The following is a 20681-nucleotide window of genomic DNA, read 5'->3' on the forward strand; positions in this document are numbered from 1 at the left end:
CGCCAGGGAAAGGCTGAATGTACGCTTAACGTGTTTCGTTCTCATGTTTCTTCTTGAGTTTGAGCATGTTGCCTAAGTCACCCTTTGAACGCCAGCATGTTCCAATTGACCAAATTCTTTGCACGGTAAGGTAGTGCCGATACTATTGATATGCCGAAGAGGCGCAGTCGCAATGGAGCAAGCAAGAAAATGAAGTTGGTTGTTAATGTCGTCGTGGGATTGGCGGTCATTGGGGTTGTGGCCGGGGGTGTTCTTTGGTGGATGAACGCCAACGCACTTGACCGCAATGTCCGTGCTTGCCTCGAATTGAATGATCGGATCACTGGCAATTCTCATCAGGTTGATATGACAGAAGTTGTCTACACAGAGCCCCTCAAGTCCTACACAGATGGCACTGCAAGCTACCGCGTTCTCTACAAGGTCTCAGGCTTTGACAATTCGATTGAGACACGGTGTGTCTGGTAGCATATGTCGCCGCGCCGACATCGCGTCATTGCAATTGTTCTTGCACGCCTTGGTACTCGGTCCGCTGGAACGACGGTTTTTTGATCGTACGGGCGCAATTCGACCAGTCGTTTCGACCACAAACGCCAGTGCACTCTGATCCAGCCGCACCTTCGTCGCTACTTAATCGCAACGACCTTCGCTGATTTCCGCTTTGGCGCACCTGCATTGCTGTCAATGAAATCCAGCACCAATGGCCGGATATTGTTTCGCCAGCTACGTCCGGCGAAGATACCATAGTGGCCCGCACCGGGCTCTAGGTGTGACGCCTTTTTGTCGTCAGGCAATCCCGTCAGCAGGTCGAGTGCGGCAAGACATTGGCCCGGCGCGGAAATATCGTCTTCTTCGCCTTCGACAATCTTTACGGCAACGGTTGTGATCTTGCTCATGTCGACTTTGTGGCCAGCGACCACGAATTCGTTTTGTGCGATCTCGCGGCCCTTAAAGATACGTTCAACGGTTGAAAGATAGAATTCTGCCGTCATGTCCATCACAGCAAGATATTCGTCATAGAACGCGTTGTGACGGTCATGTTCGGATGCTTCGCCTTTTGCCACACGAATGATTTCGTCGCGGAACGCATTGGTATGGGTCTCGGCGTTCATTGAAATGAAAGACGCCAGTTGCAGCAGACCTGGATAGACCATGCGGCCGACGCCATCATATTTGAAGCCGACCCGTTGGATCATCGTTTCTTCCAGCTGTCCCATAGTGACCGAACGGCCAAAGTCGGTCACCTCGGTTGGGTTGGCATCTGGGTCCACGGGACCACCAATAAGGGTAAGCGAGCGCGGCTGGGCGTCTGGGTCAAGTTCCGCCAGATATGCGGTGGCCGCCAGAGCAAGGGGGACAGGTTGGCAAACCGCAATCACATGGATGTCTGACCCAAGTGTGCGCATAAACTCCATCAGGTAGAGCGTGTAATCTTCGATATCGAATTTGCCCGCGCTGACAGGGATGTCGCGTGCGTTATGCCAATCTGTCACATAGACGTCGGCATCCGGCAGCAGGCTGACGACAGTTTTGCGCAGCAGTGTGGCATAGTGACCCGACATTGGGGCCACAAGCAGGACGCGGCGCTTGCTGGGTTTCCGGCCGGGCATGGTAAAGTGGATCAGATCGCCGAAGGGTTTTTCAACGACGGTTTCGACAACAACAGGGTAGTCCTTGCCTTTTTCGCCTGAAACCGGGGGAATATTCCAGTCTGGCTTCATCACCATCCGTGCGAAAGTACGCTCTGTTACCTCGCCCCAGGCCTTGAGCCAATCCATCGCCGGATTGGCCCCCCAGGACATTACAGGGTAGGATGCAAAGGCATGTGCGGTCGCGCCGAGCCACTGATTGGTGTTGCGCATGCTTTCCATCAGGTCGTAGGTCATCATATACTTCATCTACAGGTCTCCGATGGTAGGCGCGGCATTATGCTGCACCTGCAGCATAGGCATAGGAACGTCAAAATGACAACAAACGATTTCGGTGTACAAGAAACAGTTGGCAAAAATGCGGCGAAACTGGAAGCTAATCTTGCACGTGTCGAGGAGCTGACCCAACGTTTGTTGAAGGTGATGGGCCACGGTCGCCAAGTGGCACCCTCGCTACAGGGCCCCAGCCAAGAGCTCTATGTCAAAGCGGCCACTGCCTATATGACTGAAATGATGCACAATCCTGCCAAACTGATCGAGCATCAGTTGGAATTTTGGGGCAAATCGGTGAAGCATTATGTCGAGGCGCAGCACCTTCTGGCGCAGGGCAAGCTGGAACCGCCAACAGACGAGACCCCCAAAGATCGTCGCTTTAGTCACGAACTGTGGGAAACGAACCCCTACTTCAACTTTATCAAGCAGCAATATCTGATGAATGCTTCTGCGGTGCAGCAGGCGGTTGAAGATATCGACACGCTCGATTCTGAGGAAAAGAAGCGGTTGCGCTACTTTAGCCAGCAGATGGTTGATATGATCAGTCCAACCAATTTTCTGCCCACAAACCCCGAAGCATTGGCATTGGCCGCCGAAACAGAAGGCGAAAGCCTTGTGGCGGGGTTAGAGAATATGATCGCCGACCTGGAAGCCAACGACGGCGATCTGGTTGTGACCTTGGCCGACAAGAACGCGTTTACCTTGGGGGAAAACCTGGCCACGACCCCCGGTTCCGTTGTTTTCCGCAACCATATGTTTGAGTTGATCCAATATGCACCCACCACCGAGAAAGTGTATGAGACACCGCTCATCATCTTCCCGCCTTGGATCAACAAGTTCTACATTCTTGACCTCAAACCGCAAAACAGCCTGATCAAATGGGCGGTTGAACAGGGTTATACAGTATTTGTGGTGTCATGGGTGAACCCTGACGCGGGCTATCGCGACACGTCGATGACCGACTATGTCGAAGATGGGTATCTGACGGCCATCAAAGAGGTGAAGGATATTTGTGGCGTCAAGAAGGTGAATGCCGTTGGCTATTGCATTGCAGGCACGACGCTGTCCCTCACACTCGCGTTGATGAAAAAGCGCAAGGATACTTCGGTGAATAGCGCGACGTTTTTCACCACACTGACTGATTTCTCTGACCGGGGTGAGGTCGGGGTTTTTCTTGACGACGACTTTGTCGATGGGATCGAGGCCGAAGTGGAAGAAAGCGGCGTGCTGGATTCGTTCTTTATGTCGCGGACCTTCTCTTATCTGCGATCCAACGACCTGATCTATGGCCCCGCGATCAAAAGTTATATGATGGGCAAGGCGCCCCCGGCGTTTGATTTGCTCTATTGGAACGGGGATGGAACAAACCTGCCCGCCAAAATGTCGGTCGAGTACCTGCGGGGGCTTTGTCAGAACGACAGGTTTGCGACCGACGGGTTCGAGATCGCTGGCGAAACCGTAACGATCAACGACGTCACCGTCCCTCTATGCGCGATTGCCTGTGAAACCGATCATATCGCCGCGTGGAAAAGCAGCTATACCGGGGTCACCAAAATGGGATCCAAGGACAAAACATTCATTCTATCTGAAAGTGGCCATATTGCTGGCATCATCAATCCGCCCGCCAAAAAGAAATACGGTCACTATACGAACCCAGAGTTGGGGCTGACGGCGGATGATTGGCTGGATGCCGCGGACAAACATGAAGGATCCTGGTGGCCGCGTTGGGATGCCTGGTTGTCCAAAAAGTCAGGCAAAAAAGTCACAGGACGCACGCCAGGAGACGACAATCACCCGGTTTTGACCGCGGCACCGGGGACGTATGTCATCAATAAGTAGCCGAAATCTCAAGGCAATTCGCGATCGCAGAAAAATTATGCTGCAGTGCAGAAAAAATACTTGAAATGCTGCAGTGCAGCACGCATATTGGTGTCACGAGATAACAGCGGGTGTCCCCCGCACCCAACCCGAAAGGCTGATTACAATGGCTACGAAAACACAAGACTTCACAGCGATCTTCAAAGACATGACAGGCGCGTTCCCGGTCGACACCAAAGCAATGGAAGCGCAGTTCAAGAACCAGACTGCTCTGGCCGAGAAAATGTCCGCAGTCGCAATCGACGCAGCTGGTAAATCTTCCGAGCTGTCCGCAAAGTGGACACAGGACACACTTGCCAAGATCGAAGCAATGTCCAAAGCAAAATCAGAGCCTGCTGACTATGCAAAAGCAATGACAGATTTCGCATCTGCCTCTGCTGAAAGCGCTGCAGAGCATATGTCTGCTTTCGCTGAAATCGCGAAAAAAGTTCAGACACAGACTATGGAACTTGTTCTGGCCGCTGGCAAAGACATGTCCGAGGACATGACTGCTGCTGCCAAGAAAGCACAGACAGAGCTGACAGCTGCTGCGAAAAAAGCAACTGCTGCAAAGTAAATGAAATCACCCTTGCCTCTCCCTGAGGGCATGATTTTTGAAAGACGGTGCGCGAAAGCGGGCCGTCTTTTGTTTTTGCGGCATTTGGATGCATGATGGCGCATGATCGACTTGCACTATACAGACCCAGATCTTGTTGCGCTTTATGATGTCTTCAATGGCTGGAGCCGCGACCGGGAGTTTTATGCGTCCTTAGCCGGCTTGGAACCAATCCGTGTCCTGGACGTAGGATGTGGAACCGGGATGATTGCACGCAAGATTGCGGGTCAGGGGCACGATGTTATCGGGCTGGATCCTGCACCGCAGATGCTGGACTTTGCTGCAAGCGCCCCAGGTGGCGATAAGGTACGATGGGACTGTGGTCGTCTGGCGGACCATCAGACCGACCCTTTTGACTTGATTTACATGATCGGTCACGCGTTTCAGTGCATGTTGAGCGATGCTGAGATCAGTGCGTTTTTCTCGGCGGTACGTCAGCGCCTAAGCCCCGGTGGCCGGTTGGTCTTTGAGACACGGAACCCGACGGTGCGGGCTTGGGAAAACTGGATGCAGGACCATACGACGGTAACCCGTCAACTCCCCGATGGGCGGCAGGTAACAGAATGGCACGAGCTGGATACCGTAAATGACGAAACCGTTGCGTTCCGATCCATCTACGTCTTCCCGGATAAGCGTTTGGTTTCACATAGTCTGCTGCGGTTTGCGAATGCGGATGACCTTAGGCGGTTGTCGGTTGGCGCGGGGCTGCAGGTGCACGCGATCTACGGCGACTGGGACCAAAGCCCCTTGGCCAGCGACAGTCCTGAAATCATTATGACCTTAGGTATCGCGTAAATATCTTTCTTTTTGCGCAGACGCGGCATAGGCTTCTCTGCACCGCAACATGCCTGTGGAGGGACGCCCGTGGCCACAACTGACAAACCACTGCTCATCAAGCGGTACGCGAGCCGTCGCCTGTATAACACCGAGACCAGCGATTACGTTACTCTCGAAGATATCGCCGTCTTTATCCGTGAAGGCCGTGAGGTGCAGATTGTTGACCTCAAATCCGGCGATGACCTGACCCGCCAATACCTGTTGCAAATTATCGCAGAACACGAAAGCCGTGGCGAAAGTGTGTTGCCTGTTGATGTGCTGACAGATCTGGTGCGCAGCTATACAAGCCAAGCCGCGTCCGTTGTGCCCCAGTTCTTGCAGGCGAGTTTCGACATGCTGCGCGAGGGGCAATCCAAGGCGATGGAGAATATGGGTAAGGCGAACCCGATGGCGAATATGCCGGGCTTTGAAGCAATGCGCGCGCAGCAAGAAGCGTTCTTCAAGGCCATGACGGGCGGCATGATACCTGGCACGGGCACGTCTGATTCCGACGCGGAAAAGGACGAGGGCGATCTGGGTGAGATCAAAAGCCAGTTGGCTGCATTGCAAGAAAAACTCTCGAAGATGAGTAAGTAACAACATATTTCCAGTAAGGTGTTGTTTTACCAAATTTCCAGAAATTTGGTTACTCAACAGATAATCTCGGTTGGCCCATCGTGACAGATGACGACGAAGTGGTGATCGGTCCGCACCAACCGAAATCGCCTGCGTCTGACCTCGGCTACGAACGCGCTGATACCAACCGCGTGGTCAACATCGGTGACTTGTTTTCGGATCACACCGCCATTGCGTGCCGCCTGACACTGGAAAACTTGCGCTAACTAATCGAAACCGACTGGTCTGAATGAATGTATGTTTTGCATAGACAAGACAGTCGACGAATAAGGTTAACGCAGACCTAACCTGAGGTGACAATCCGTTCCTTGAAAAACTGGGCGATTTGACCAGCGACGCGAGCGTTGTCGATTGGGCGCGACAGATTCTCACGCACCTCGGCCAACTGCGTGTCTGGCACCAGGCCGGGGCCTCGATGGGTGGCGAGCCCTTCGACAAATGTCGCGTCAAACTCTGGATGTGGCTGCACGGTGAACGCGCGCCTGCCGTAGATCAGCGCTGCGTTTTCGCAAAAGTCATTGCCGGCAATCACGGTCGCATCGGCTGGGCGTTGCGTCACCTGATCCTGATGCCACGCATTGAGTGCGACGGATGCGCCTTGCCAGTCATATTCGCGGCGGCCCACAGCCCAACCTTTCGCGAATTTCTCGACCTTGCCACCCAGCGCCTGCGCGATGATCTGGTGCCCAAAACAGATCCCAACCATCGGTATATCAGCGGCATAGACCCCCCGGATCAGCGCCTCTAGCGGCGGAATGAAAGGGTGGTCCTCATAGGCCCCATGCTTGGACCCGGTCACAAGCCAGCCATCGCAATCGGTGATCGCATCAGGAAACTGCATATCAACCACATTGTAAGTGACGAACTGAAAGCCGTGGCCGTCCAGCAAGCGCTGGAAATGGGCGTCAAAGTCGCCGCGGTCCGCAATGATTTCATCGGGCGCGTGGCCGGTCTGCAGGATGCCGATTTTCATGTAAGTCTCATTTTGGATATTATGATCAACTTACACCAGATCGAGATAGTGGTCGATCTGTTCTTCTGGCGTCATTTCCGCGAAATGCGCCATCTCTTGTCGTTTCGTGCGGATCAGATTGTCGACGAGTTGTGGATCGAAGATCCGTTTTGCCAACGCGCTGGTCTCAAACGCGTTGATTGCATCCTCCCACGTGCCGGGCACTTGCGGCAGCTTTTGGTCATAGGCGTTGCCGGTAATGGGGGCGGGGGGTGTCATGGCATCTTCAATCCCGACCAGAGCGGATCCGAGTACAGCGGCAAGAAACAGGTATGGGTTCACGTCACCACCGGCCAGCCGATGTTCAATGCGGCGCGCGGCATAACTCCCACCGGGAACGCGCACCGAAGCCGTTCGGTTGTCATAGGCCCAGCAGATGCTGGTGGGCGCATGGGCCCCCGGCACCAGCCGTTCATAGCTGTTGCCGTGGGGAGCAAAGATCAGAGCAAGCTCGGGGATACCTGCAAGACATCCGGCAATCGCGTTTTGTAGCAGCGGCGTGCCTTCGTGCGTGCCATTGGCAAATGCGTTGTTGCCGTCCTTGTCGATCACCGAAAAATGCGTGTGCAGCCCGTTGCCAGCATAGTCTTCATAAGGTTTGGCCATAAAGCTTGCCGCCATGCCGTGGTTGCGCGCCAGACCCCGCACCAGCATCTTGAAAAGCCAGGCGTCATCTGCGGCTTTCAGCGCATCGGGAACATGCTCTAGGTTAACCTCAAACTGACCAACACCCCCTCTGAGATCGCGGCCTCAGCGGGGATATTCATCGCATCACACGCCTCATAAAGTTCATTGAAAAACCCATCAAACGCATCAAGCGCCCGCAGTGACAGGATTTCGGCGCCTGCCCGGCGTTTGCCTGACCGCGGGGATTTAGGTTGCCGGATTTCTTTCCCGCTGTCGTCGACCAGATAGAACTCCATCTCGGTCGCGGCCACCGGGGTCAGACCACGGTCGTAATACCGGTCAAGAACGCGCGCCAACGCGTGGCGTGGGTCGCCGGTGAACGGTGTGCCATCGTCGTAGAAAGCCCAAAGCGGCAAAATGGCAGAGGGTGCTGCCAGCCATGGCATCGGCACATAGCCACGCTCGGTCGGTAGCAACAAACCATCTGCGTCGCCGGTCTCAAACACCAGGGGGCTATCGTCGATATCTTCGCCCCAGATATCAAGGTTCAGAACGGAAAGTGGAAACCGTGTGCCATCCTTCTCGAGCTTCTCTGCGAACCGGCGCGGCACGCGTTTACCGCGCGCTTGTCCGTTCAAATCGGCAGCACCGCAACGTAAATTTCGGATTTCGGGATGATCGTCGAGCCAACTCATCTGATAATCTGTGGTTTGAGTTTCATGGGTTTGCGCCGCTCCTGCGGAAGATGACGGTTCAGACGGTTGTTCACCAGCCCAAAGATACCAATTACGATCAATGTTAGGATGATGAAATATCCTGCGAGGATCGGATAGGGCACGAAAGGGTTAAACGTCTTATCTGCAAAGTAGTTTGCATAATAAAGCGCATCGCCCCGTTGTTGCGTGGCGGGGAAGCCGGAAAAGAACACCAAGGTCGTTGCGTGAAACAGAAAGATCGCCTCATTCGTATAGGCGGGCCATGCCAACCGCAGCATTGTAGGCCATATTACCCGTCGAAAGCGCGACCATCCCGACAGACCGTAAGCGTCTGCCGCCTCTGTATCGCCCTTGGGGATAGATTGCAGCGCGCCGTAGAAAATCTCGCCCGAATAGGCGGCGGTGTTCAGGAACAGGACAACCAAGGCGCCGAGCCATGCCGATGTCAGCGGGCTGAAGAACGGGTAGACGCCTTTGAGGCTGAGGAACAGGAAATAGGCAAAGAAGAACTGAATAAACAGTGGTGAGCCGCGGAAGACGAAGATAAACCATTCAGCAGGCTTGCGAAACAGCGGGTTCTGCGCGGCCTTGCCCATCGCAACAGCTGTGGCGAGAAAGAAACCAGAACAAAGTGCGACAACGCCAAAGTAGATATTCCAGATCATGCCAGAGCCGATCAGGACGAACTGCTGGCACAGCGTAAAATCAGTACGCGGTAACAGGCGCTCACCAATACCTTGGCTGCGCAACGCATAGTCTGCGATGGTTTCCCAGCAACTCATGCTGCCGCCTTTCGCTGCCGCTCGCCTGCGGCAGTCGCTTGGCCATGGGTCAGTTTGGCCATGATCCGGTCCAAGACGACCTCTGATACTTTGGTGAAACACAGATAAAACACCAGCAAGGCTGCGAAATACCACATCCGCCAATCAGGGTGCGGGTAGTCGGTGAATTGCGGCTGCTTCGCGCCGCCCAATTCGCGGGCCCAATAGACGATATCCTCGACCCCCAGAAGAAACAGCAATGGTGTGGCCTTGATTAGTACCATCCAAAGGTTCGAAAGGCCGGGCAAGGCGTAGACCCACATTTGCGGGACCAGCACGCGCCAGAATGTCTGGCGGCGGCTCATCCCATAGGCCTCTGCTGTTTCTAATTGGCCTCTTGGTACAGCGCGCATCGCACCAAAAAGGACATTGGCCGCAAATGCGCCAAAGACGATCGCAAAGGTCAGGACAGCAAGCATGAAGCCGTAGGTTTCATGGACCCATTGTGGGGCGTTCCCCAAAGGCAGTTTTGCCGCCGCGCAGACGATAAAGTCATTGCCTTGGCGGACAGGCTCTTCCCAGTCCGGGCATTTGACCCGGTGGCGCAGATACTCAAACGCTTGATCAAGCGCGATGACGAAGAACAAAAAGAAAGCGATGTCAGGGATCCCGCGGACCACTGCAATGTAGGTTTTCCCGATCCAGCGCAGCGGTGCGAACGCGCTGCGCGCAGCCGAAGCACCCGCAAAACCAAAGGCAAGTGATGTCGGGGCGGTGATCGCCAACAGCAACAAGACCGTGCCGACGGCATAGTACATCGACATATGTTTGATGGTGGTCAGATAGCAGCTAAGCCATGTAAGGCCTTCAAGGCTAGCCGGGTCTGTGCAGTAACTGAACATCAATCGCCTTCAACGCTTCGCCATTTATCCGTCCATGAATCTCCCTTGTCTGTCAACGCATTGTCGCCAATATTGCATAGTCGTTTTCAACTGAGGACCTTTTACGCATGCCGCAATCTATTGTGATCGTCGGTGCCGGGATGATCGGGGCGGCGACAGCGCTGCAACTGGCCAAAACCGGACAGGATGTGCGTGTCGTCTGCGCAGGCGGCGGCGATGCGACAGCGGCATCATTTGGTTGGATCAATGCCAGCTTTTTCATCGATGCCGATCACCATCGGTTGCGGGCCGAAGGGATCGCCGCATGGCGCAGACTGTTGCAGAACGAACCCCTAAGCGTGACTTGGCAGGGGTGTCTGTGCTGGGACATGGATGGGCCTGACATGGACCGGACGTCGGCCGAGTTGCAGGGCTTTGGATATCCCGTCGAAACACTCAACCAAGTGCAGATCGCGGCACGCGAACCCAGCCTGAAAGCCGTTCCAGACAAAGCGTTGTTCTTTCCAAGCGAGGGGGCGGCGCACTCTGCCGATATTGCCGGGCAACTGCTTTGGGCGGCGCAAAAATACGGGGCCCGTGTGATCCGCAACGTCAGTGTGACGGGCATTGCGATGCAGGGCGACCGCACCATTGGCGTTCAAACAACGCAAGGGTTGATCGCCACTGATCAAGTGATTGTTGCTGCGGGGATCGGCACACAGGCCTTGGCGCAAACCGCAGGGCATCACGTCCGGTTGGTGCCGCGCCCCGCCTACGTTATGCGCACAACACCGCAGCCGCCCATGCTTGCCCATATTCTGGCCACGCCAATTGGCGAAATCAGGCAAGAGCCCAACGGGCAAATATTGATGCCGATCGTTGCGGGGCATCAGGGCGATCAAACGACACGTCTGACACAAACGCCCGATGCTGCGGCAGAGGACGCTATGGCGCGCTTGCGTGGGCTATGCAGTGGGTTGGACGACGCACAATGGAGCGACATCGTGCGGGCCGAAAGGCCGATGCCCGCTGATAATCTGCCTATCGTCGGCGCGCTGAACGATGGGCTCTACGTGGCGGTGATGCATTCCGGGATCACGCTGGGTCCGGTGATGGCAGAACTGATCGCGAAGGACCTTGATGCTGCGATAGACAATGCAAGTACCGCGATGTTGGCCCCTTACCGCCCACAACGCTTTGCCAAAACGTAAAAGGGCCGCCAAAAAAAGCGACCCTTTCATCGGTTCCGAAGGCAGGCTTTAGAATGGTGCGCCAACGCCCCATTTTTCGATCAACGCATTCAGCGAACCGTCTTCCTTCATGGATACGATCGCAGCAGACAGCTTGTCGCGCAGTTCACCGTCGCTTTCGCGCACACCAAGACCAACACCGCCGCCGATCAGTTCTTCCTGCTCCAGCAGCATGACGTCGCCATCAGCATCTGCGATGGGCTGAAGGAATGATTTGTCAGCAAGAACCGCATCAGCTTCGCCTGACTTTACAGCTGCAACCGTTTCGTCAGGCGTTGCGAATTCCAGCAATGTGGCACCCGTGTTGGCCACGAAAGCAGCCTGAATTGTGCCGGTTTGCGCAGCAATGACGCCACCTTCCAGATCAACGTCGGCAGACATTGCAAGATATGCGGACGGATCAGGCTGTGTGTACGCCTCTGAGAAGTCGATGACTTCGTCACGCTCATCCGTGATGGACATGCCGGCGATGATCACATCGTAGTTGCCAGACACGAGGTTGGGGATAATGCTGTCCCACTCGTTGGTGACCCACTCGCAGGTCAGTTCAGCGCGGGCGCAAAGCTCATCACCCACTTCACGTTCAAAGCCGTCGACTTCGCCGTCGTCATTAAGAAAGTTGTACGGAGGATAGGCGCCTTCGGTGCCAAGACGGACGACAGCGTGGCCATCGGCGAATGTCATGGAACCTGCGACGGCTAGTGCAGCCGTTGAAAGGATAAGGTTTTTCATCAGTTTTCTCCCGATTGATGAGTATTATGAGACAGTTGCAGAGAGGAATCCCCGCAACCGTTCGGTTTTTGGTTGACCAAAGAGCGTGGCCGGTGGGCCCTCTTCTTCGATCTTTCCTTGGTGCAGGAAGACAACGTGATCGCTGACATCGGCGGCCAGACGCATATCGTGCGTGACGATAATCATCGTGCGTCCCTCGGCCGCGAGGTCTTTGATCACCTTCACAACTTCCTGTTCCAGTTCTGGGTCCAAGGCGCTGGTTGGTTCATCAAACAGCAGCGCTTTGGGCTCCATGCACAGGGCACGCGCAATGGCAGCCCGTTGTTGTTGCCCGCCCGAGAGCTGGGCGGGATAAGCATCGCATTTGTCGCCGATTCCGACTTTGGCAAGATATTTACGGGCCGCGGCCTCAACCTCTGTCTGATCGCGTCTCAAGACAGTTACGGGCGCTTCCATCACGTTTTGCAGAATGGTCATATGCGCCCAAAGGTTGAACTGCTGAAAGACCATCGACAGGTTGGTACGGATACGGATCATCTGATCATGATCCCCCGGATGGCGGGTCCCTCCGGCACCTTTCCAGGTGACAGGTTCACCACAGAATACCACATCGCCCTGCTGGCTGTCTTCAAGCAGGTTCGCGCAGCGTAGCAGCGTGGATTTGCCAGATCCGGACGACCCGATCAGGGACACCACATGGCCCGCAGGGGCGACAACATCGACACCTTTGAGGACCTCAAGATCGCCATAGGCTTTGTGAAGATTGCGAATTTCGATGACGGGGGCAGCGTTTGTCACGTTGGTGCAGCTTTTCGTAATTTCAGCGGGCAGTAGTGCCGATTTTGCAGGCTTTTGCAACGGTCTGCAGCAGGTTGACCCAGCGTCAGACGGGAATTGCCGCGTGCGTTGGCGGAAATGGCAGATCATAGGCACATGGCGGAAGTGCAATGATACCCTTGAGCCCGAGAGTCGCAGAATCGTGCGGCGACAGCCGTGTGATCGCATCCGCGATAGCCGCAAAATACAGTACCGGGTTCTGCCCTTTGCGCGTGACAAAGCTCTGCCCCGGGGATTGATCCGTTTGCCCAATGATCTTGAGTTGATCCGCGAGCGGATGTTCCGCCGCTTCAATCCACCAGGTCTGTGCGTCAATGGCCGCAATGTCGGCGGCTCCCTCTGCGATTGCGGCAATGCTGGCGTGGTGACTGCCGGTTTCGGCAAGCGTCTTGAACTGGAATCCGCGTGCCGCCGCCCAAAGTTGGGGCGCGCCGTAGCCTGATTGGGATAGCAGATCGTTACAGACAAACCTTGCTTGTGCCAGATCTTCGGGTGCCTGCGCTGCACTGTCGGCGCATGCAACAAACAGACTGCGATAATATCCGGGCTGGCACTCTGCCAACCCATAGTCGGCAGCACCGATCAGCGTCACATGATCCTTGAATTTTGCGCGGTATGGCAGATTGCAAATCTGGCTCAGGACAAGGTCCTTGCGCGCCCAGCCCTCCATATGATCGGTTTCATGATCCAGCGCATCGGGCGCGTTGAGTCCACGATCGCGCAAACTATCCCTGATCAACGCCCACAGCGCATCGTGCGCCGCCCGGTTGGACGCGCGCGCATACATCGGCAGGCTGGCAATCATCCAGCGCTGACTTTGAGACGGGCCCGGTGACTGTCCTGATCGGATACGCCCAATAAAGACGCGGTCATCCGCATCATGCTGTCTTCTTCGTCGTCACGAACGCCATCGGCCATCACAACCGACCAGAGCGCTTCGATCACACCGACGCGGTTCTCATAAGACACGGTGTCCTTGATCGCGCGGGTAAAGCGCACCGTATCTGGTGCTTCTGCTTCCAACGCTTCACATTCCGCGCGCAGTGCAGCCGCCTCCGGCTGCGACAGGTCGTAGCGTTTCATCAGCGTCTGATCGATTTGTACGATCTCGGACGCGGCATAGTCGCCATCTGTCCGGGCGATGCGCACGAGTAAGGCACCAAGGGCCAAACGACAGTCAACATCAGGCAAGGCTTTTGGGTCGGGGGCGGTCAGACGCCGAAGAAGATCAGTGAACATACCGTCTACATAAGGCGACCAAGCCGATCTTGAAAGAGGGCAGTCAGACACGCGGCCTCTTGCGCCAACCCGTAAGGGGGGTTCACGACAAATAATCCTGATCCCACCATACGGTGACCGGGCCGGGCTGGCGGAAACCTGACCTCATGGGTCAACGCCTCTGGCAGAGTGTTTTTCAAAGCTTTGATCATGGGTTGATGGGGGCCGTCGGTCAAAAGCGGATACCAGAGGATGATGACCCCAACGCCCCATTTGCGATGCAGCTTCGCAATTGTCTGGGGGATTGTCTGATAATCCGTTTTAACCTCAAAAGAAGGGTCAATCAGCAACAAACCGCGACGCGGGTCTGGTGGACACAAAGACATGGCCATATCCCACCCGTCCTTCTGCCGGAAAATGCCGCCATAGGGGGCCATATTGTCTTTGAGGGCGGCAAATTCCTGCGGGTGCAGCTCTGACAGGTGGATCGTATCAATCTGGCGCAGGCTTTCAGCCGCAATCAGCGGAGAACCGGGGTAGGCGTCCGGTCCGTGTTTGGCCCGAATACGCGCCAAAACCTTGGCATAGGGATGATCGGCAGCGAACCAGCCCTGCGCCACCGCAATCCCCTTCGCCGCTTCACCGGTCTTGCGCGCCGCCGCGTCCTGCAAATCGTAAAGCCCACGCCCGGCATGAGTTTCAAGGTAGGACAGCGGTTTGTCCTTGCGGGTCATATACGACAAAACCCATGCCAGCATGCTGTGCTTGTGCACGTCGGCAAGATTACCGGCGTGATAGATGTGTTGATATGAAAGCATAAGGCCGCCCCTGATGTCGCTGTTGGCTTAACGCAGTGAAGAAAGAGTGTCTATGTGCCGAAAATCGCCCAACTTTCCCCTGTTGCTTGCGTGATGATGGGCGCTACTTGTAGGATGAAGACGGAAGGCACTCATATGCACGAAAAATTTATTCTGGCCGTTATGCTGATCAGCGCACCGCTCGCCGCGGTTTCGCTAGAGCAGGCCAATGGGATTGAGTTCCGGTTTGGACTGGGGCCATCGCTCAGTCCCGGCTATTTTGGGGATGACGATCTCGATCCCGGCGTGAGCCCCAAGTTCCAGCTTGAGCGCCTGAGATTTGGCAGTCGCAGCTTTGGCGAAGAAGAGAATTATGGCCTTGGATTTGGTGGATCGTTCCGCTTTGTCGGTGCGCGGACGGCCGATGAATTCGAAGAACTGGAAGGTTTGGACGATATCGATCCTACGCTCGAGCTTGGTGGCGGGCTGGAATTTACAGCACCTGACTATGAAGTCTTTGCCAAATTGCGGTACGGGTTCATAGGCCATGAGTCGGTCGTCGCTGAATTAGGTAGTGATCTCTACTATCGCCCTACCGATCAGCTGACGTTCAAGGCTGGACCGCGCATTCTTTTGGGCGACGATGACTATGCGCAAACCTATTTTGGGGTCAGTGCGGCCGAAAGTGCGGTCAGCAGCTTTGATGCCTTTGACGCGCGCGGCGGTGTCATCAGTGCCGGTGCGCGGGCTGAGGCCACTTATGCGCTGAACGATGATTGGGAAGTGGTGGGTACGCTGAAGTACGAACAACTACGCGATGATGCGGCCGACAGTCCGATCACGCAATCAGAGGATCAGCTAAGCGGCAGTCTTGTTTTGACACGCCGTATTACGTTCGGATTCTAAAGGCTGGCTCTTACCCGCGGGCGGGCAAGACTTGTTTCTGACATTGTCCGTCTAGACCAGCCGTGACGTCTCAACCGCTGCCCGCACAAAATCGGCAAACAGCGGATGTGGTGCAAATGGTTTCGACTTTAGTTCCGGGTGAAACTGCACACCGATAAACCAAGGGTGATCTTTCCATTCCACGATCTCGGGTAGTTTGCCGTCGGGTGACATGCCAGAGAATTGCAGCCCAGCTTTTTCAAGTGTTTCGCGGTACTTCACATCCACCTCATAGCGGTGTCGGTGCCGTTCTTCGATGGCGGTGCCGCCATAAACCTCGGCCACTTTCGACCCTTCGGTGAGGGTGGCATTATAGGCGCCCAGACGCATGGTGCCGCCTTTATCGTCGTCGGCTTTGCGGGCCACCTTATGATTACCCTGCACCCATTCCTTCAGGTGATAGACAACCGGTTCAAAGCGCTTCTTACCGGCTTCATGGTCAAACTCTTCTGATCCGGCTTTGGCCATGCCAGCCACGTTGCGGGCGGCCTCGATCACGGCCATTTGCATGCCAAGACAGATGCCCAGATAGGGGATCTTTTTTTCACGGGCGAATTGTGCGGCCTTGATTTTGCCTTCGGTGCCGCGTTCGCCAAACCCGCCGGGAACAAGGATCGCATGGAACCCCTCCAAGAAAGGGGTCGCATCCTCATTATCGAATAATTCTGCGTCAACCCATTCGATCTTAACCTTGACGCGGTTGTGCATGCCGCCATGCGTCAGAGCCTCCGCGATGGATTTATAGGCGTCCTCAAGCTGGGTGTATTTGCCGACAATAGCGATTTTCACTTTGCCTTCGGGGTTGTGAATGCGGTCATAGACATCGTGCCAGACGTCCAGTTTCGGCTGTGGTGCAGGAGAGATATCAAACGCATCCAGCACCGCCTGATCCAGCCCCTGTTTGTGATAAGCCAGCGGTGCCTCATAAATGGATTTCAGGTCATAAGCGGCAACGACACATTGTTTGCGTACATTGCAGAACAGCGCGATTTTCTCGCGCTCTTTTTCCGGGATCGGGTGCTCTGAGCGGCATACCAGAATATCGGGGGCGATCCCGATGGATTGCAATTCTTTGACCGAGTGCTGGGTCGGCTTTGTCTTCAATTCCCCGGATGCTGCCAGATAGGGCAGCAAGGTCAGGTGCATGAAAATGCACTGACCGCGCGGCTTGTCGTGGGCAAATTGGCGGATGGCCTCAAAAAAGGGCAGCCCTTCGATGTCACCTACCGTGCCGCCGATTTCGCAGAGCATGAAATCAACTTCATCTTCGCCAATCGACAGGAAATCTTTGATCTCGTTCGTGACATGCGGGACCACCTGAATGGTCTTGCCCAGATAATCGCCCCGGCGTTCCTTTTCCAAAACGGTCGAATAGATGCGTCCGGAACTGACCGAGTCGGTGTTGCGTGCGGGGACCCCAGTGAACCGCTCGTAATGACCAAGATCAAGGTCGGTTTCCGCACCATCATCGGTGACAAAAACCTCGCCATGTTCAAATGGCGACATCGTACCCGGGTCAACATTCAGATAGGGATCAAGCTTGCGCAACCGCACAGAATAGCCGCGGGCCTGCAAAAGTGCGCCAAGAGCCGCAGAGGCGAGCCCTTTTCCAAGAGAAGACACCACACCGCCGGTAATAAAAATAAAGCGCGCCATCGGCAGGGGACCCCCGTGAAAAATTCCAAAAACTGTGGGAAAGCGCACCCGAAAATACGCATCATCACGGGGTTTGAGATGTAGCGGATTCGGTCACGATTGGCAACCACTGACGCAACATCATGTTGCCCCGCGCAGTGGCAGGGCAACTGCTAGTGGTTATTCGCCGGCTGGCACCAGAGGGTCATCATCGCCCAATGACGGTGGCAAAAGGCTGTCGCCAAGATCGGGCACTTCCACGCCATTTGCATTTGGATCAATGCCCAGGCGGTCGGTCACGGACGAACCTGCTGTATTGCTTGCCGAAATCAGCGTCAGCGCAATTGAGGTGCAGATAAATGCCACGGCAAGTGCCCATGTGAATTTGCTCATCGCTGTTGGGGCAGGGCGGGAACCGGTCGCACCGCCGCCGCCGCCCATGCCAAGACCACCACCCTCAGAGCGCTGCAAAAGCACAGTACCGATCAGACTGAGCGCAAGGATCAGGTGAATGATGAGGACGACGTTTTCCATGTCTTGCCTTTCAGGGCGTTCGCGAACACGCGGTATCTAAAAGCTGTAAGGCTTTCCCGCAACCCCTGAACAGCGCTTATTCGTCGACATCATCCATGTCCGCCTGTCCGGTCAGGCGACGGCGTACGATGGACCATGACAGTCCGATGGCCAAAACGATGGAAAGCGCAAATATCCCGATCCATGCATTCAGCGATGGATTGTCCAGACTGATCACCCCTTGGTCGAACAGAACCCAAAGCAAGGTACCCACCACTGCCAGGATCAAGATCATCCCGAAAATGCCGATAGAGCGGAGCGTGGCACGCAGATAGATGATGTAACCCACAAACAGCACGAGCCCAAAAAGCACAGTCATTGGAAGATTCTGTATCCACATTTTCCATAGCCCAGCGGACATAGTTCCACTGAGTGGGATTATATGTCGCCGCCAGCAACACAAATGCAAAGATCCAGCGGATGATGAAACCCATGTTATGCCTCACTTCTTTCGTCTTTGCGCAAACATGCCGTTTGGGTCGTGATGTGTCCAGCCACTACCATTGCGCGGCATATCTTATCGCTGCGGTTCAAAGTCCTTTGTGGCCAAAAGGGCCGCTGCCGCGATCATCAGGCTGCCACAGATTTTGTTGATCCGCCCAAATGAGCGATCTTTCAGTGCTGATGCGGCGCGCACGCTGACCCAGCCCCATAGCAATAGCGTCGCGCCATCCACCACCAGATAAGTAGCGCCCAAGATCAGTAACTGCGGGAGAATTGGCAGCGCCGGATCAATGAACTGCGGAAACAGCGCGCCGAAGAATACCACTGCAAACGGGTTTGCCATCGACGTCACAAACCCTTGGCGAAACAGACGCAAGGATTGATTGGGTGCAGGCGCGCGGATGTCTTTTTTCGGCTCTTTGGTCCGGATAAGCTGGACACCGATCCAAACCAGATAGGCCACACCCAGCCATTTGATCCAGACAAATGCGCTCGCAGATGTCGCGATGATTGCCGCCAGTCCAAAGGCCGCTGCCGTCATTTGGATGCAATTGGCCGAGAGATCATCCGCAATCGTATATGCGCTACGGCGCAGGCCATGCCGCATACTGTTGGAAATGATCAAAAGCTGGCTGGTGTCAGGTGGTGTTGCAAAGAAGACCGCCACGGCCGCAAGATAAAGAAGATAGGTTTCAATGGCCATTGGCGTGCTCTCTTTTGGTTTCTGCCTGTAAGGTAGTTTGCAACAGGGCAGCCGGTCAAACGCGGCTTCTGGATAGGGTTGCCGGGGCCGGAGTGAATTTCCGCCTTTCCCAACACACTGCACGCCGATATAGGGGGCGTCGGTTCAGCAAAGGAAGACAAACCTATGGCAAATGTTGTGGTCGTCGGTGCCCAATGGGGCGATGAAGGCAAAGGCAAGATCGTTGACTGGCTCTCGGAACGGGCTGATGTGATCGCGCGCTTTCAGGGCGGGCACAATGCAGGCCACACGCTGGTTATTGACGGTGAGGTCTTTAAGCTGCATGCGCTGCCATCCGGTGTTGTGCGTGGCGGAAAGCTGTCTGTCATTGGCAATGGCGTGGTGCTTGATCCGTGGCATCTGCTGGGCGAGATTGAAACCCTGCGTACCCAAGGTGTGTCAATCACGCCCGAGACATTGATGATCGCCGAAAACACGCCGCTGATCCTGCCCTTCCACGGTGAACTGGACCGCGCCCGCGAGAACCAGAATTCTGTTGCCAAAATCGGCACCACCGGGCGCGGCATCGGGCCATGCTACGAAGACAAGGTCGGGCGCCGTGTAATCCGCGTGGCTGATCTGGCTGATGATGCCACGCTGGAACTGCGCCTTGATCGCGCTTTGGTCCACCATGATGCCTTGCGCCGCGGTCTCGGCCTTGACCCGATTGATCGCGATGCGGTGCTGGCGAAGCTGCGCGAGGTCGCACCCGGTATTTTGGAATATGCCGCCCCGGTCTGGAAAGTGCTGAATGAAAAGCGCAAGGCGGGCAAACGTATCTTGTTCGAAGGGGCGCAAGGGGCGCTGTTGGATATCGACTTTGGCACCTATCCTTTCGTGACGTCCTCAAACGTGATTGCCGGGCAGGCTGCCACCGGTGTGGGTGTGGGCCCCGGCGCGATTGATTTCGTGCTGGGTATCGTCAAAGCCTACACAACCCGCGTGGGCGAAGGTCCGTTCCCGACCGAGTTGGAGGACCAAGACGGCCAGCGTTTGGGCGAACGCGGCCATGAATTTGGCACGACCACCGGGCGCAAGCGTCGCTGTGGTTGGTTCGACGCGTGCCTCGTGCGCCAAACCTGTGCGACATCAGGTGTGTCCGGTATCTCGCTGACAAAGCTTGATGTTTTGGATGGTTTTGAAACGCTCAAGATTTGCGTGGGCTACGAATTGGATGGTAAGGCATTGGATTATCTGCCAACAGCAGCCGACCAGCAGGCCCGATGCACACCAGTCTATGAAGAAATCGCGGGCTGGTCTGAATCCACCGAAGGTGCGCGCTCTTGGGCCGACCTACCTGCACAAGCCATCAAATATGTGCGTCGCATCGAAGAGTTGATCGACTGCCCCGTCGCCCTAGTTTCCACCTCACCAGAAAGAGATGACACCATTCTGGTGACAGACCCTTTCGCGGATTGAGGTGAGATGACGTACAAAGGACGCAAGCGGCTATCGATTTTTGTACTGGTGGTGGGGCTGCCGGTCTACATCATCCTTGCGGTGACCATCATGAGCGGGATGATGACGCAAGAGGTGCGGTTCCCCTGGGTGGTCGAGTTATTGGTCTACGTTGCACTCGGGATCGGCTGGGCGTTTCCGCTGAAATGGGTCTTCAAAGGGATCGGGCAGCCTGACCCGGACCAGAACCAAAACTAGCGACCAAAAAA

Annotated in this window: 22 protein-coding genes and 2 pseudogenes; 10 read left to right on the forward strand and 14 right to left on the reverse strand. The window is 55.5% G+C overall.

What is annotated here, in order from left to right; all coding sequences use genetic code 11:
• The first annotated feature begins 189 nt into the window (after positions 1-189).
• Positions 190-465 (forward strand): hypothetical protein, encoded by a 276-nt coding sequence (locus tag ACZ1G5_RS14760; protein ID WP_472733561.1) that lies wholly within the window; start codon positions 190-192, stop codon positions 463-465.
• 158 nt (positions 466-623) lie between these two features.
• On the opposite strand, the gene phaZ is transcribed toward ACZ1G5_RS14760, so the two are convergent.
• Positions 624-1895: a polyhydroxyalkanoate depolymerase gene (gene phaZ, locus ACZ1G5_RS14765; protein WP_472733562.1), complete on the reverse strand. Its 1272-nt coding sequence runs from the start codon at positions 1893-1895 to the stop codon at positions 624-626.
• Between the two features lie 66 nt (positions 1896-1961).
• Between phaZ and ACZ1G5_RS14770 the strand changes: the two genes are divergently transcribed.
• The 5 genes from ACZ1G5_RS14770 to ACZ1G5_RS14790 all read left to right on the forward strand — a co-directional run bounded on the left by ACZ1G5_RS14770 (position 1962) and on the right by ACZ1G5_RS14790 (position 6050).
• Positions 1962-3758 (forward strand): PHA/PHB synthase family protein, encoded by a 1797-nt coding sequence (locus tag ACZ1G5_RS14770; RefSeq protein ID WP_472733563.1) that lies wholly within the window; start codon positions 1962-1964, stop codon positions 3756-3758.
• 145 nt (positions 3759-3903) lie between these two features.
• On the forward strand, positions 3904-4353 hold the full coding sequence (locus ACZ1G5_RS14775) for a phasin family protein (RefSeq protein ID WP_472733564.1): 450 nt from the start codon (positions 3904-3906) through the stop codon (positions 4351-4353).
• 102 nt (positions 4354-4455) lie between these two features.
• Positions 4456-5187: a class I SAM-dependent methyltransferase gene (locus ACZ1G5_RS14780; protein WP_472733565.1), complete on the forward strand. Its 732-nt coding sequence runs from the start codon at positions 4456-4458 to the stop codon at positions 5185-5187.
• 69 nt (positions 5188-5256) lie between these two features.
• The gene (gene phaR, locus ACZ1G5_RS14785) at positions 5257-5805 is read left to right on the forward strand and encodes a polyhydroxyalkanoate synthesis repressor PhaR (RefSeq protein ID WP_472733566.1); all 549 of its coding nucleotides are present in this window, start codon (positions 5257-5259) and stop codon (positions 5803-5805) included.
• A gap of 80 nt (positions 5806-5885) precedes the next feature.
• The gene (locus ACZ1G5_RS14790; RefSeq protein ID WP_472733567.1) at positions 5886-6050 is read left to right on the forward strand and encodes a hypothetical protein; all 165 of its coding nucleotides are present in this window, start codon (positions 5886-5888) and stop codon (positions 6048-6050) included.
• Between the two features lie 77 nt (positions 6051-6127).
• Here ACZ1G5_RS14790 and ACZ1G5_RS14795 read toward each other — a convergent pair whose 3' ends face one another.
• From ACZ1G5_RS14795 to ACZ1G5_RS14810, 4 genes and pseudogenes are all read right to left on the reverse strand, one after another.
• Positions 6128-6817 carry a type 1 glutamine amidotransferase gene (locus ACZ1G5_RS14795; protein WP_472733568.1) on the reverse strand — a complete coding sequence of 230 codons (690 nt, stop codon included), beginning with the start codon at positions 6815-6817 and terminating at the stop codon, positions 6128-6130.
• Between the two features lie 30 nt (positions 6818-6847).
• Positions 6848-8178, reverse strand: a pseudogene (locus ACZ1G5_RS14800) (glutamine synthetase family protein).
• A complete protein-coding gene (locus tag ACZ1G5_RS14805; protein WP_472733569.1) occupies positions 8175-8981 on the reverse strand; it encodes an ABC transporter permease in 807 nt (268 codons plus the stop codon). The pseudogene ACZ1G5_RS14800 and the gene ACZ1G5_RS14805 overlap by 4 nt, the downstream one beginning before the upstream one ends.
• A complete protein-coding gene (locus ACZ1G5_RS14810) occupies positions 8978-9862 on the reverse strand; it encodes an ABC transporter permease (protein ID WP_472733570.1) in 885 nt (294 codons plus the stop codon). Before ACZ1G5_RS14810 ends, ACZ1G5_RS14805 begins: the two co-directional genes overlap by 4 nt.
• A 107-nt stretch (positions 9863-9969) precedes the next feature.
• Here ACZ1G5_RS14810 and ACZ1G5_RS14815 point away from each other — a divergent pair, with 107 nt between their 5' ends.
• Positions 9970-11052, forward strand: a complete 1083-nt coding sequence (locus ACZ1G5_RS14815) for an NAD(P)/FAD-dependent oxidoreductase (protein ID WP_472733571.1) — start codon at positions 9970-9972, stop codon at positions 11050-11052.
• Positions 11053-11100: 48 nt separating this feature from the next.
• Here ACZ1G5_RS14815 and ACZ1G5_RS14820 read toward each other — a convergent pair whose 3' ends face one another.
• From ACZ1G5_RS14820 to ACZ1G5_RS14840, 5 genes are all read right to left on the reverse strand, one after another.
• Entirely contained in the window at positions 11101-11823 is a 723-nt protein-coding gene (locus ACZ1G5_RS14820) for a transporter substrate-binding domain-containing protein (RefSeq protein WP_472733572.1), read from the reverse strand.
• 24 nt (positions 11824-11847) lie between these two features.
• Positions 11848-12621 (reverse strand): ABC transporter ATP-binding protein, encoded by a 774-nt coding sequence (locus ACZ1G5_RS14825; RefSeq protein WP_472733573.1) that lies wholly within the window; start codon positions 12619-12621, stop codon positions 11848-11850.
• Between the two features lie 85 nt (positions 12622-12706).
• A complete protein-coding gene (locus ACZ1G5_RS14830; RefSeq protein WP_472733574.1) occupies positions 12707-13465 on the reverse strand; it encodes a phosphate/phosphite/phosphonate ABC transporter substrate-binding protein in 759 nt (252 codons plus the stop codon).
• Positions 13462-13899 carry a tellurite resistance TerB family protein gene (locus ACZ1G5_RS14835; RefSeq protein WP_472733575.1) on the reverse strand — a complete coding sequence of 146 codons (438 nt, stop codon included), beginning with the start codon at positions 13897-13899 and terminating at the stop codon, positions 13462-13464. Before ACZ1G5_RS14835 ends, ACZ1G5_RS14830 begins: the two co-directional genes overlap by 4 nt.
• 5 nt (positions 13900-13904) lie before the next feature.
• Positions 13905-14696 (reverse strand): 23S rRNA (adenine(2030)-N(6))-methyltransferase RlmJ, encoded by a 792-nt coding sequence (locus ACZ1G5_RS14840; RefSeq protein WP_472733576.1) that lies wholly within the window; start codon positions 14694-14696, stop codon positions 13905-13907.
• A gap of 135 nt (positions 14697-14831) precedes the next feature.
• On the opposite strand from ACZ1G5_RS14840, the gene ACZ1G5_RS14845 reads away from it, so the two are divergent.
• Entirely contained in the window at positions 14832-15581 is a 750-nt protein-coding gene (locus tag ACZ1G5_RS14845; RefSeq protein WP_472733577.1) for a MipA/OmpV family protein, read from the forward strand.
• A gap of 51 nt (positions 15582-15632) precedes the next feature.
• Here the strand turns inward: ACZ1G5_RS14845 and ACZ1G5_RS14850 are convergent, their stop codons facing one another.
• From ACZ1G5_RS14850 to ACZ1G5_RS14865, 4 genes and pseudogenes are all read right to left on the reverse strand, one after another.
• The gene (locus ACZ1G5_RS14850) at positions 15633-17276 is read right to left on the reverse strand and encodes a CTP synthase (protein ID WP_472733578.1); all 1644 of its coding nucleotides are present in this window, start codon (positions 17274-17276) and stop codon (positions 15633-15635) included.
• A gap of 159 nt (positions 17277-17435) precedes the next feature.
• Complete coding sequence (secG, locus tag ACZ1G5_RS14855) at positions 17436-17789, reverse strand: preprotein translocase subunit SecG (RefSeq protein WP_472733579.1); 354 nt, start codon at positions 17787-17789, stop codon at positions 17436-17438.
• A 76-nt stretch (positions 17790-17865) separates the two neighbouring features.
• A pseudogene (locus ACZ1G5_RS14860) lies at positions 17866-18262 on the reverse strand (DUF6524 family protein).
• An 83-nt stretch (positions 18263-18345) separates the two neighbouring features.
• Entirely contained in the window at positions 18346-18975 is a 630-nt protein-coding gene (locus tag ACZ1G5_RS14865; protein WP_472733580.1) for a LysE family translocator, read from the reverse strand.
• Positions 18976-19140: 165 nt separating this feature from the next.
• Here ACZ1G5_RS14865 and ACZ1G5_RS14870 point away from each other — a divergent pair, with 165 nt between their 5' ends.
• Positions 19141-20433 carry an adenylosuccinate synthase gene (locus ACZ1G5_RS14870; protein ID WP_472733581.1) on the forward strand — a complete coding sequence of 431 codons (1293 nt, stop codon included), beginning with the start codon at positions 19141-19143 and terminating at the stop codon, positions 20431-20433.
• Between the two features lie 6 nt (positions 20434-20439).
• A complete protein-coding gene (locus tag ACZ1G5_RS14875) occupies positions 20440-20670 on the forward strand; it encodes a DUF2842 domain-containing protein (RefSeq protein ID WP_472733582.1) in 231 nt (76 codons plus the stop codon).
• The last annotated feature ends 11 nt before the right edge of the window (positions 20671-20681 follow it).

This window comes from Yoonia sp. JB2-21, assembly GCF_055693545.1.

Excerpts from the sequence above, each read along its gene's own strand:
- ACZ1G5_RS14760 (WP_472733561.1), top strand. The coding sequence starts at position 190 with ATGAAGTTGGTTGTTAATGTCGTCGTGGGATTGGCGGTCATTGGGGTT.
- phaZ (WP_472733562.1), bottom strand. The coding sequence starts at position 1,895 with ATGAAGTATATGATGACCTACGACCTGATGGAAAGCATGCGCAACACC.
- ACZ1G5_RS14770 (WP_472733563.1), top strand. The coding sequence starts at position 1,962 with ATGACAACAAACGATTTCGGTGTACAAGAAACAGTTGGCAAAAATGCG.
- ACZ1G5_RS14775 (WP_472733564.1), top strand. The coding sequence starts at position 3,904 with ATGGCTACGAAAACACAAGACTTCACAGCGATCTTCAAAGACATGACA.
- ACZ1G5_RS14780 (WP_472733565.1), top strand. The coding sequence starts at position 4,456 with ATGATCGACTTGCACTATACAGACCCAGATCTTGTTGCGCTTTATGAT.
- ACZ1G5_RS14795 (WP_472733568.1), bottom strand. The coding sequence starts at position 6,817 with ATGAAAATCGGCATCCTGCAGACCGGCCACGCGCCCGATGAAATCATT.
- ACZ1G5_RS14805 (WP_472733569.1), bottom strand. The coding sequence starts at position 8,981 with ATGAGTTGCTGGGAAACCATCGCAGACTATGCGTTGCGCAGCCAAGGT.
- ACZ1G5_RS14810 (WP_472733570.1), bottom strand. The coding sequence starts at position 9,862 with ATGTTCAGTTACTGCACAGACCCGGCTAGCCTTGAAGGCCTTACATGG.
- ACZ1G5_RS14815 (WP_472733571.1), top strand. The coding sequence starts at position 9,970 with ATGCCGCAATCTATTGTGATCGTCGGTGCCGGGATGATCGGGGCGGCG.
- ACZ1G5_RS14820 (WP_472733572.1), bottom strand. The coding sequence starts at position 11,823 with ATGAAAAACCTTATCCTTTCAACGGCTGCACTAGCCGTCGCAGGTTCC.
- ACZ1G5_RS14830 (WP_472733574.1), bottom strand. The coding sequence starts at position 13,465 with ATGATTGCCAGCCTGCCGATGTATGCGCGCGCGTCCAACCGGGCGGCG.
- ACZ1G5_RS14835 (WP_472733575.1), bottom strand. The coding sequence starts at position 13,899 with ATGTTCACTGATCTTCTTCGGCGTCTGACCGCCCCCGACCCAAAAGCC.
- ACZ1G5_RS14840 (WP_472733576.1), bottom strand. The coding sequence starts at position 14,696 with ATGCTTTCATATCAACACATCTATCACGCCGGTAATCTTGCCGACGTG.
- ACZ1G5_RS14845 (WP_472733577.1), top strand. The coding sequence starts at position 14,832 with ATGCACGAAAAATTTATTCTGGCCGTTATGCTGATCAGCGCACCGCTC.
- ACZ1G5_RS14850 (WP_472733578.1), bottom strand. The coding sequence starts at position 17,276 with ATGGCGCGCTTTATTTTTATTACCGGCGGTGTGGTGTCTTCTCTTGGA.
- secG (WP_472733579.1), bottom strand. The coding sequence starts at position 17,789 with ATGGAAAACGTCGTCCTCATCATTCACCTGATCCTTGCGCTCAGTCTG.
- ACZ1G5_RS14865 (WP_472733580.1), bottom strand. The coding sequence starts at position 18,975 with ATGGCCATTGAAACCTATCTTCTTTATCTTGCGGCCGTGGCGGTCTTC.
- ACZ1G5_RS14870 (WP_472733581.1), top strand. The coding sequence starts at position 19,141 with ATGGCAAATGTTGTGGTCGTCGGTGCCCAATGGGGCGATGAAGGCAAA.
- ACZ1G5_RS14875 (WP_472733582.1), top strand. The coding sequence starts at position 20,440 with ATGACGTACAAAGGACGCAAGCGGCTATCGATTTTTGTACTGGTGGTG.